This window comes from Psychrobacter sp. 1U2, assembly GCF_051847575.1.
The window spans coordinates 1-11,088 of sequence record NZ_JBPYDC010000040.1 but is presented as its reverse complement, the minus strand read 5'-3'; the positions used below and the strand labels follow the sequence as shown (position 1 = coordinate 11,088).

General features: G+C 40.7%; 9 protein-coding genes. 5 read left to right on the top strand and 4 right to left on the bottom strand.

What is annotated here, in order from left to right; genetic code table 11:
• Positions 1-172: 172 nt before the first annotated feature.
• A complete protein-coding gene (locus ACS8FD_RS12580) occupies positions 173-805 on the top strand; it encodes a recombinase family protein (protein WP_439276162.1) in 633 nt (210 codons plus the stop codon).
• Between the two features lie 11 nt (positions 806-816).
• Here the strand turns inward: ACS8FD_RS12580 and ACS8FD_RS12575 are convergent, their stop codons facing one another.
• The 4 genes from ACS8FD_RS12575 to ACS8FD_RS12560 form a co-directional block, all read right to left on the bottom strand.
• Positions 817-1,470: an Abi family protein gene (locus tag ACS8FD_RS12575; protein WP_225736966.1), complete on the bottom strand. Its 654-nt coding sequence runs from the start codon at positions 1,468-1,470 to the stop codon at positions 817-819.
• Between the two features lie 188 nt (positions 1,471-1,658).
• Positions 1,659-2,537, bottom strand: a complete 879-nt coding sequence (locus tag ACS8FD_RS12570) for a replication initiation protein (RefSeq protein WP_439276161.1) — start codon at positions 2,535-2,537, stop codon at positions 1,659-1,661.
• Between the two features lie 362 nt (positions 2,538-2,899).
• Positions 2,900-3,874 (bottom strand): hypothetical protein, encoded by a 975-nt coding sequence (locus tag ACS8FD_RS12565; RefSeq protein ID WP_439276160.1) that lies wholly within the window; start codon positions 3,872-3,874, stop codon positions 2,900-2,902.
• 86 nt (positions 3,875-3,960) lie between these two features.
• The gene (locus ACS8FD_RS12560; RefSeq protein ID WP_439276159.1) at positions 3,961-4,422 is read right to left on the bottom strand and encodes a hypothetical protein; all 462 of its coding nucleotides are present in this window, start codon (positions 4,420-4,422) and stop codon (positions 3,961-3,963) included.
• An 872-nt stretch (positions 4,423-5,294) separates the two neighbouring features.
• Here ACS8FD_RS12560 and ACS8FD_RS12555 point away from each other — a divergent pair.
• The 4 genes from ACS8FD_RS12555 to ACS8FD_RS12540 all read left to right on the top strand — a co-directional run bounded on the left by ACS8FD_RS12555 (position 5,295) and on the right by ACS8FD_RS12540 (position 10,946).
• Positions 5,295-5,666: a hypothetical protein gene (locus ACS8FD_RS12555; RefSeq protein ID WP_201580493.1), complete on the top strand. Its 372-nt coding sequence runs from the start codon at positions 5,295-5,297 to the stop codon at positions 5,664-5,666.
• A gap of 266 nt (positions 5,667-5,932) precedes the next feature.
• On the top strand, positions 5,933-6,895 hold the full coding sequence (gene repM, locus ACS8FD_RS12550; protein ID WP_439276158.1) for a replication initiation protein RepM: 963 nt from the start codon (positions 5,933-5,935) through the stop codon (positions 6,893-6,895).
• 69 nt (positions 6,896-6,964) lie between these two features.
• Positions 6,965-9,763 (top strand): DNA methyltransferase, encoded by a 2,799-nt coding sequence (locus tag ACS8FD_RS12545; RefSeq protein WP_439276157.1) that lies wholly within the window; start codon positions 6,965-6,967, stop codon positions 9,761-9,763.
• Positions 9,764-10,481: 718 nt separating this feature from the next.
• Positions 10,482-10,946, top strand: a complete 465-nt coding sequence (locus ACS8FD_RS12540; protein ID WP_007115209.1) for an NUDIX hydrolase — start codon at positions 10,482-10,484, stop codon at positions 10,944-10,946.
• Positions 10,947-11,088: the final 142 nt, after the last annotated feature.

The following is an 11,088-nucleotide window of genomic DNA, read 5'->3' as shown; positions in this document are numbered from 1 at the left end:
AATGTATGGTTTATCCTTTTTCATTATCAAAGTCCAAATTAGTGTTATTACATGCAGTTCTACATGAGTATACCCCAACAGAACTACCAAAACCGACCGAATAAGCACCATTAGCACCACATAAAACAGACTGCTATAATGAAACCACTTATAACAGTCTGTGAGATCTATTGTGCTGATCCGAGCCTACCTTCGCGCCTCAACCAAACAGCAGGACGCAAGCCGCGCCAAAGCTGAGCTTACCGCCTTTGCTAAAGAGCATGGCCACAAGATTGCAGCCTTCTACGTTGAGAATGAATCAGGAGCGACGCTCACGCGCCCACAGCTGATGACACTCATTGATGAAGCATCTGAGGGCGATATTATCCTAGTTGAGCAAATAGACCGTCTTGCACGGCTTAATCAGGCTGATTGGGATACCTTAAAGCAAATGTTATCAGATAAAACACTGGCTATCGTCTCAAAAGAGCTACCCACCTCGTTTATGGCGTTCCAATCAGACAAAAGCAGCGAATTTATGAGCAGTATCTTACAAGCTATCAATTCGATGATGCTTGATATGCTCGCTGCCATTGCCCGTAAAGACTATGAAGACCGCCGCCACCGTCAAATGCAAGGTATCGCTAAAGCTAAGGCTGAAGGCAAATATAAGGGTCGCGGTAAAGATGTTAAAAAGCGCAAGGTAATTGCTAGTCTCTTAAATTCTGGTCTCAGCTATAGTGACATTCAAAAGACTACTGATTGCTCCCGTCATCTGATCGCTAGTGTGTCAAAAGAGCTTAAAGAAGGTGACAGTAGCTTCTAGAGCCAGTGTAACTATCTGGGTTTATCGTTTAATAATGAGACTACGTTTTGGTGTGAGCATAACCACTGAGCAGTATCACAGCAGCGATACCCAATTAATTTTATGATCACCTCATAATCCTTATTAAGATCCCTTCTAAAAATCGGCTCATGGTGGGCAATACGATTTCTGAGCCGTCTGATCTTTTCCAAATCGTTATAGATCTCACTTCTCAACGCCGCAATGTCGCTATAACTAGGCGCATAGGGAAAAGTATCCCTAAGATAAGGTAACCACAGCTGATCATCATGACGACTTGTGAACATCTTTTGCCAAAACACAAAATTTAGCTCAGGAATGACTTTGTTCACATCGGACACTTTATCTCGTGCTTTCTGCACGTTGTTTCTAGGGTTGTAGCCATGTCTAGGATTGGGTAGGGTATTTATGAAACCAGTCTCCCAAGGCCACTGGTTACCATGTTGCTTAAACAATACCTCTGAAACGGCATTTCTGATAGTCACCTCGCAAATATGTAAACAAGGAAAAAATGCACCTGATATGTTGGCATTCCATTGATACAGTTCTAGAGCCTCATCTAGAGTAACCGTATATTTTTCATAAGTAGATAATCTTGGCTGTGACAAGGTACTCCTGATCACATCAGCGTTAAGCATTGAATTCATACTAATAAAGCCTTATAATTGAATTGTGAGCTAGGGGTATCGTAGGTTAACACCTCCCCCCTAGACGATTGCGAAAACCCTGCCTTTGTGCAGGGTTTTCTTTTTTTACCCTAGGAGCACATACACCACCCACAAAAAGCGCTGTTATCTGATTTAGGCTTATCTGGTGCAGCTTTTAAGAATAATTATCATTTGAATCTTTTCTTATCGTCATAGTATGTTCGTCTAGAAATACCCAGTTCTTCCCAAGGCTTTAATGATTGCTCTGAAGTTGGATCAGGTTTGCGCTTAGACACTTTGCCGCCTTTACTGCCTTTAATCGCCTGACGGTGTATAAACTCATGATAGTGGTAGCCATCACGTTTCCAGCAATATTTGGCAATGCTTTTGGCAGTGGCTTTGATCTCTGAGTAAGGTAATGGCTCAGGAAACGCCATATTGACGCTCAGGGCATGTTTAAGCACTGAGTTATACCATAACTCCCACTGCTTGCCTCGATGCTCTCTGACGGCCTTATACGCCCAATGACGCACGGTATCAAATAAGGTGCAGTTGCGACCAAGGCCGCTTTGCTTCTCGGTGGTGTTCAAAGCGCGTAGCTCGATAAATTCAGCTAAATAGTCCAGCTTATATTTTTCATCCGTCCATACCTCGGTACGCCAATAAGGGTGTAAGGGATTTTTGGTGATGAAGTTGCTGTATCCTGAATCAGCGCGAGTGGCTCTGATCAGTCCTGCTTGTATGGCGGCTAGGTATTTTAGGGCTTTGATACTGCCGTTTTCACTGGTGCAAACAGGTTTTTCTAGCTCATAGACGATGTGCGCGTGACCATTCACAGGGTTTTGGGTCGTCCAGCGCGGCGGCGGCAGGTATTCTTCAGCCCAGCGCATTGCGCCATGTGGATGATCAATATCTAAACCGATAAAGTGGGTCATGCAGGGCGGATTGTGCTGGATGTAGCGCTTTTTAACAGCGATCTGTTTTGGCTGGATACTAAGAGTGCCTAAATCATCAGTGCAATAAGGCTTGTAGGGCAGGGTTGGGTATAACTCAGGTAGCAGTAACATAACGCACACTTGTATTAGTGTGCCTGCTGATATAAAATATAGGTACGATTTTTGGGTTTTATATCTGCTGACACGGATTAAAATTCAATCAACCCCTAGTGTTGGTAGCACTGGGGGTTAATCATTTCTAGGGTTTGAGTTTACGCGCTCGTTATCTCAACGTCAAACAGCTAGCGACACTTATCAGCTGCAATCAATGCTCTAAGTCGGCTTGCTGCTTGGCTGTTAGACGTGGCAACTCCTCTATGCGATAGCTAACTTTGTTCATATTGTCTCCTTTCAGCTCTCATAGCTCTTCTACACAATCTAAGGCATCAAAATACCTTGTATCAGCAGATACAAGGAATAGGGTTAAACAGTCGTTAGCAGTCCATATCTTTTTTTCGAAGTAGCATATTCACCCACTCTGCTTCGCGTTTCTTAATTTTTTCTCTATCAATACCCACTATTTGCCATTTATACGTCTTGAACTCAGAATTTTTTAGATGAGTAGTAAGTTTAAAAGCTCTATAAGTGGGGAAAAGGTAACTTGTTTTTCTAATCTCTTTAGTCAAACGTACACGAGATACTTTACCACTTTCCTCTTTCGCATAAGCTGCATGTTCAATATCTGAAGGTGATAAGTCTTCTAACCTTGTTGCTTCTGCCCATAGCAAATCAATCAAAATCAAACAACGTCTTCGAATACCGTCATGATAGATAAGCCAATCTTGCAGTTCTCTACGTACTTCCTCATGCCTTGATAACTTTCTATATCGTCCAGTTTCGTCTCGCAGCGTGTCATATGACTCACAATCATAATATACATCTAGTAAGACCCTAAAAGGACGACTATGACGAAGTAACTCACTACCAAACAAAGGGTACACGTCCTTTATATTTAATTGCCCTTGTAGTATTCTCAAGCACACATCACTTAGGGTGTTGCATATATAACTAATGGATTCTAGCGCCCAAACTGAAGGAGAAGTATCCAAGTTTTTTCTAACTAATTTACTTAGCTCTGATTGCAAACTTTTACTTGCAACTTGATAATATTCATCTTCACCTCTACCCACAAACACTACAATAGCCCAATACCTTCTATACTCATTCCATCTGGATCTGTACTCTTGAAGCAAAGCTAACTGGTTCTGTCTTTTCTGGCTTATAAGCATCATTACTTGAGCAATACCAACTAAAACTAATAAGCTTGTCAAAATTGACATTATTAATTCATTAAAATCAGATTTTTCAGTTACAGTCTGGATATTTATCCTATCTTCTTCTAAAGCTTTTTTTTCTAAAAGATTGGTATTTATAGGTGTTTTTTCATAGGTGTTATTAAACGTACTCACACACGCTGTCGCTATTATGATAAATACAGCTATGCTCAAAATCTTTATTCTATTAAGCATTTCTAAGCATTTCCTCTATTATTTTTTTAATTTTTGCGACTCCAACTTTTAATGGTCTTACTCTCATAACCTCTTGCCTTGGCAAGCTCTACTGCCAAACGATTAACGAATTTTAGCTTGCTGGTCATATTATCTTCTTCGTTCGTATCTTCAGCATATTTCTCTATTGTCTCGCGTGGTACGCCTTCAGAAAGGCAGATATTCGACATAAGATCTATTTGGGTATCAAGCTGAGAATTTGCATTTCCTATCTGAATTTTTAAGGCTTTAATCTCAGCGTCTTTGGCTTTTAACGCCTCATTTCTAGCCGCCAGTACCGCCGTTTGATAGCTATTTTCTGCTCTGTCATAAAGATCACTAACCTCTGTAATAACGCCTTGAGTGATCAAAGATTCTACATAGCTGGTGAGCGTATTTGGCGCATTTTTGCATAAAAAGTCGTGTAAATCAGCATCAATTCTAATATTGAGTTTTTTGCGATTTTGCATCAGTTTTAAAATCCGTTTGTGGTACAAGTTAAGCCTTTATTATAAAGGCTTTTATAAGAAAAAAAACATAATTTGTGGTACTACGTGCCCTTCGTTTGTCATACACGTAAACCCTTACGCTGTATGGCTTTGCGCGTTTGCAACCAGTTGCGTAGTGTGTGTACTTATATTCTGCCGTCGGCACGACAGTCCTTTTGGCAAGTTTTGCTTAACTTGCCAAATGCGTTCATCAAAATTATTTTGCTGCGGATTTTGTGGTTTTTTTTGGGCTGCTTGGATGTTCTAGGCGGTAGTTTTTTGGTGAAATGAGAATTTGAGAGATCAAATTAGATCGGGTGAAACGTCAGATTTTATTTTGCTGATCTTGTCAGCTGCTCTATAAAAATTGGAAGCCTATCCGTGATCATAATTTTTCTGACTTGAAGGAATATTCCTAAGCTGCTGCTTAGGAACTTTTGATTAATTCTTGATGCTACAGATAACGATACTGATCACTTGTGTTCCATTTGGTCAGTAATAGCGTTCTCACTGTCACTAAGAAAAAGTCGTCTTATGAACTGCGACCAACTAAACCCTATCCAAAAATACCCCATTTTTGACGGCGGTAGCCTATCCTGCAATCCTAAAAATATCCTCTACCACCTCCATTTTTCTATTTAGGTTCAACTTACTAGCCTCATTAACATGATTTTAAAACTGATACGTTCATTTGGTTTCATATGCGTTCAAATAGATTCATTAGCGTTCAAAAATTCGTTTCAAGAGGCTGCAATACGTTCAAATAGTTTCAAATACATTCATTTGGTTTCATTGGTGTTCAAAGGTACTATAGGAGCTACCAATGATGATCAATCAACCATGCAGGGAATATTATGGCAAAAAGTAAGCTGACGAAAAATGCTATCCGCTTCATTATCCAAAAGCGAGAGGATTGGTATGTTAACTACACTTTTGACGACATTGCTAAGTTATTAAAACAAGAGTTTGATATCAACATCACTGAACAAGGGGTTAGTAAGAGTTATCGTAAGCACAAAGATGATAAGTATTTTCAAAGTGGGCAGCTTGTAGCTAATAACGGTGATACTGAGGTTATGTCAAAAAAAGAGAAGTATGAACGTAGGGTTAGATCGCGTCGTACAGATAACTCTGTGCCTGAACCTTATTTAGACAATAATGACCAGCGTGATTTTGATGAGAGTGCAGGTAAAAATTATGATGTGAACGAATTTTTCTTGAAGTAGATTTTATTAAATAAAAAACAAAAAAAGGTTTTTAATGTTTTTAATGCTTTTAAAAGCTTTTAAGTCATCTGAAAGCATTGATATCATTGGACTACAGAGTCCATTAAGGGACGTTTACCTGTCAATTAAGGGACGTTTACCTGTCAATTAAGGGACGTTTACCTGTCAATTAAGGGACGTTTACCTGTCAATTAAGGACGTGTATTGTTTACGTCATTTAAAAGACATGTTAAATTAACGTCACTAATTAGAATGGGTTTATAGATATGAGCAGCAAAAAGTTAAAAAATGAGGTTGTTAAAACTCACAGGCTAAATACAGCTCTACAGAAATTATCACTTGCTGAAATTCGACTCATGCAGTTAGCGATTATAGACGCAAGAGAGACAGGCACAGGCATAGATACCGTAACTCCCTTACCTATCCACGCAAGCCGCTATGCTGAAGCGTTTGGTGTAACAAGACAAACGGCGTATGAAGTTCTTATTGAGGCTGAGACCTCTTTATTTAAGCGTTATTTTACATTTCTTGATGAGCGGGATGGTAAGCCAGTTAAGTCTCATTGGGTAAGTCAGGCAAAGTATTTAGATGATGAAGCAATCATAGAAATAATGCTTACACCTGCTGTAGTTCAAGAGATTACACGTATCGATGCTATAGAAGCTAAAACTCTATTCACAAGATTTGCGCTTGAGCAGGTAGCACCAATGAAGAGTGTGTACTCTGTGAGGTTATACGAACTACTTAACCAATGGAGGCAAGCCAAAAAGGTAAGCTTTGATCTTGATGTTTTCAGAGGGCAATTAGGTGTTGAAGATACTGAATATAAGGCAATGAGCGACTTTAAAAAGCGCGTTCTAGACCTTGCAGTGAAAGAAATAAATGAAAAATCAGACCTGAAAGTCAGCTACGAACAGATTAAAAAGGGCGTGGCTATAGTAGGCTTTAAATTTAAGGTATTAACTAAAGCGCAACCAAAAAAAGCGAAACTGGAAGCTGTCAGAGACGGGAACATAGCAGATATGTTCACGATTGAAGGGTTAAATGATAAGCAGCTTGGGCGCATTGCCCGAAATCCGCAGTTTATCGCAGACTACAATCACATGGTTAGCTCAACGAGTCCAGCTGGTCAGAGCGAACAAGCGTGGGAGTTTGAGATGATTAATCGCTTGAAAAAAGACGCTTCACAGTTTAAAAAGCGCCCTGTTCGAGAGTATTTGGATTATTAAGTCTTCAAAAAACCAAAATATTGCGTATCATTAGGCGCACTCCTAATAATCCATACAACAAGGCGATCCATGAGTTCAGACTATCAGCACATCCGCGAGCAGCTGCAATTAGTTATCCACGATTACAAAGATGCTGAGGGCTATGAGAGGGGGCAAAGTCAGAACTTTTGGACGCAAGTATTCAATGCTTACGGCGTAGCAGGTCAGACCCAGCTAAAAGCGTTTGAGCATCGTCTCAAAAAAGACAAGTCACAAAAGTACGTGGATGCCTTTATTCCAAAGCTTGTGATGATTGAGCAAAAAAGTCGCGGCGTTGATTTAAACAAAGCCTATAACCAAGTTAGCAAATACTATGAACGCCTAAGCAATGCTGACAAGCCGCGCTACATCGTGCTTTGCAACTTTGATGAGCTGTGGATCTTTGATCTTGATAACCCTTTAAACATCAAAGAGTATAAATGCGCTTTAACTGACTTACCTAAAAACGCTGAATGGCTAGGCTTTTTAGTGCCTAGCACTGGAATAATGGAGATCATCGAGGAAAACCCGATTAACCGTCAGGCAACCGAAATGGTGGCCAAACTGCATCAAGCTTTTATCAATGACGGTGTGGATGCTGACGAGCTGGCACTATTCTTAACGCGTCTGATATTCTGTTTCTTCGCTGATGATACTGGCATCTTTGGGCAAAACAACCTTTTGCATGGCTTACTTAAAAACCACGCAAACCCTGATGGTAGCAACCTCAACGAAGTATTTAGCACCCTATTTAATACACTAAACACTGAAAACCGATCAAGCCGTCTGCCACAGCACTACGCTGATTTTGCCTACATTAACGGCGATCTGTTCTCAGACACGATCAGCATCCCTTATTTTGATGAAAACCTGTATAACCTCGTTGTTGACTGTAATGGCCTTGATTGGAGCGAGATCAGCCCTGCTATTTTCGGTTCAATGTTCCAAAGCGTCCTTGATATAGATAGCACTGATAATAGCGATGACAAACGCCGCGAGTTCGGCGCTCACTACACCAGTGAGAAAAATATCTTAAAGGTCATCAATTCCTTATTTCTGCAAGACTTGCGTGACGAGTTCGCCAAGTGCGCCAAAGACAAGCCACGCGCAATCAGGCTTTACAACAAACTGCCCACGCTCAAGTTTTTTGACCCAGCTTGCGGCTGCGGTAACTTCCTTATCATCGCCTATCGAGAGCTACGCTTACTAGAAAACCAGTTGATTGCACAGATTTATGGTGATGAAAGGGGCTTACTCGATATTAGCAGTATGTGCCAAGTCACCGTGGATCAGTTCTATGGCATCGAGATTGAGCCACACGCCGCGCATATCGCAAGGGTGGCCATGTGGATCACCGATCACCAGTTAAACCAAGCCACTGCTGACCTGTTTGGCACAACGCGCCCCACAACGCCCATTGTGTACAGTCCACACATCACTGAGGGTAATGCCCTACAAATTGATTGGGAGAGCGTTCTAGCGGCAAATGAATGCGATTTTGTGATGGGTAATCCGCCGTTTATTGGTTATACCTATCAAAGTAAAGAGCAAAAAGCGGATATGGCGCATGTGGCAGGTGATATTAAGAAGTCTAAAACTTTAGATTACGTGGCTGGATGGTATATCAAAGCCATGCACTATATGCAGTTGGTCACAAAGCAGAGGCATCATGTCGAAACGGCGTTTGTATCGACCAATTCCATCGTTCAAGGTGAGCATGTAGCGGTGTTATGGCAGTATTTGCTTGAAAACTGCGGTGGGTATATTAACTTTGCTCACCATACCTTTAGATGGACGAATGAGGGCAAAGGTGTAGCAGCGGTTCATTGCGTCATCGTTGGCTACTCGACACACGAGCGTCAAGAAAAAACCATTTTCAGTTATGACGATATAGCCGCCGACCCTATACCAAATAAAGCAAAGTTAATAAACGGATATTTGATAGGTTCGCCTATCGTTTTTTTTGATCGAAAAAACAAACAAGTATCTAATGAAAATATAATGGCGAAAGGTAGCCAGCCTACAGATGGTGGGAACTTGCTACTATCTAATGAGGAATACTTAGAGCTATTAGAAAAAGAGCCGCTAACCGAAAAGTATTTGCGCCCCTTTATAGGTTCACAAGAATTTTTAAACGATGTTAAACGCTGGTGTTTGTGGTTCGATGGAGTCGATCCAATAGAGTTAAATAAGGATTTGGCACAGATGCCAAACGTCGTACAGCGGTTAGAAAACATCAAGGCAATGCGAAGTGATAGCACTAAAAAAGCCACGCAAAAGCTGGCAGCTACGCCTCATCTATTCAGCGAAATACGCCAACCATCTTCAGGGAGCTATCTTTTAGTCCCTAGCGTATCATCAGAAAATAGAAAATACGTACCTATAGGCTTTTTTGATCATACAACGGTATGCAGCAACCTTGTTTTTAGCTTACCTCATGCAAGTTTATACCACTTTGGAACGCTCTCTAGCAGTATGCACAATGCTTTTATGCGCTTAACAGCTGGTCGCCTAGAAAGCCGTTATCGCTATTCAAATAGCATCGTCTATAACAACTTCCCTTATCCATTTATGGCAGAAGATGACAGCAGCAAGGCGACCAAAGCGCGTGATGACATTGCCAAAGCCGCACAAGCGGTCTTAGACGCTCGTAAGCTCTATCAAGACGGTAGTGAAGACGCACCTACTTTAGCCAAGCTATACAATACATATATGATTGATCCTTATCCTGAGCTAACTAAAGCCCATGCTGCGCTGGATAAGACAGTGGATAAGGCGTATGGCTATAAAGGCAAAGGGGATGATGCGAGTCGCGTTGAGTTCTTGCTAAAGCAGATAGCTGAGGCTTAGAGCCACGATCTAAAGATCTTATTAAGCGCCACTGACCTTTAGTTAGAGATAACTAAAGGTTTTTTTTGTGCCTGAAATTTAGTGATTTACGTATGAGAGAGAGGCGCGGAACACCCCTCAAAGCCTAGTAAAAAGGTCATTCATAATAGTATTAGGCGGATCGGAAATAATGGCTCTAATTCGATACATCAACGGATAGCGTGGATTTGCCCAATACACGTCAAACGTACTTGTTGGGCTTACAGTAAAGGACTTTAATAACGATATCGGAACTCTGTCCCGTAAGATTAAGCAATCAATGTCAGTAAAATGAGAGTTATAACTGGGAGATCAACTATTTGCGGTGTATTACGTGCAATACACCGTGATTGACATCGAGTATCTATTGTTATTTTTAGATAATTAGCACCTGAACCGCCTCATTTAGTCCGATTTTCTGATGTTCAATAAAATATCAGTCGTAAGTTATTGAAAGACAATACCAACCACCTTCAATGTATAAAAGGAAAACCCTCATGAAAAATCTAGACACACTCTCCTTAGTTGTAGATATTTTGTTTTTGATCATAGAAATCATTAAATTATCTATAGAGGTAATACCGTTTTTCTAAGTAAGTATACCTATAAGCAAGCAATTAGGTACTTTCACTGGTTCGGCTCCCTAGTGAGGACTTGAATATTAAGCTATCCTCTATGTCCTATTCTCAATTGAGTTTTTATGTCTAATATACTAAGTAATGAACCTATAATACAATACGAACCACAGAGCCTACGTCCAATAGTAGCTACTATTGGAGTACTTTTTAAAGATGGAAAGGTGCTTTTAGTACGCCGTGCTAACCCACCCGATGCAGGTCGATGGGGTTTTCCCGGTGGTAAAATTGAACGTGGGGAAACTGTTAAAGATGCTGCCGTTCGTGAACTTTATGAAGAGACAAGCATTGTATCAAAAGCCTTTAAGACATTTAACGCTGTAGACGCGTTTGACTTTGATAGTAGTGGTAAGCTTCGTCACCATTTTGTTCTTGTAGCCGTACTTTGTATTTGGGTTTCTGGTGATCCTCTAGCAGGTGATGACGCCCTAGAAGCTAGATTTTTCGATATTGAAGATTTGATCAATGCAGATTTAGCCCTTAGCTTAGATGTTAAAGAAATAGCATTACAAGCAGCTGAGTTACTCTAAAAAGTAAGAAAGTTCGATATTCTATACCTATGGCGAATCAATCAGGTGCCTTCACTGGTTCGGTCCCCTAGTGAGGACTTGAATCTTGGACTGTATGCTAATGATAGCAATAGTTTGAGTTATTGAAGCAACATCGGTGTAC

Excerpts from the sequence above, each read along its gene's own strand:
- ACS8FD_RS12545 (WP_439276157.1), top strand. The coding sequence starts at position 6,965 with ATGAGTTCAGACTATCAGCACATCCGCGAGCAGCTGCAATTAGTTATC.
- repM (WP_439276158.1), top strand. The coding sequence starts at position 5,933 with ATGAGCAGCAAAAAGTTAAAAAATGAGGTTGTTAAAACTCACAGGCTA.
- ACS8FD_RS12540 (WP_007115209.1), top strand. The coding sequence starts at position 10,482 with ATGTCTAATATACTAAGTAATGAACCTATAATACAATACGAACCACAG.
- ACS8FD_RS12555 (WP_201580493.1), top strand. The coding sequence starts at position 5,295 with ATGGCAAAAAGTAAGCTGACGAAAAATGCTATCCGCTTCATTATCCAA.
- ACS8FD_RS12560 (WP_439276159.1), bottom strand. The coding sequence starts at position 4,422 with ATGCAAAATCGCAAAAAACTCAATATTAGAATTGATGCTGATTTACAC.
- ACS8FD_RS12575 (WP_225736966.1), bottom strand. The coding sequence starts at position 1,470 with ATGAATTCAATGCTTAACGCTGATGTGATCAGGAGTACCTTGTCACAG.
- ACS8FD_RS12570 (WP_439276161.1), bottom strand. The coding sequence starts at position 2,537 with ATGTTACTGCTACCTGAGTTATACCCAACCCTGCCCTACAAGCCTTAT.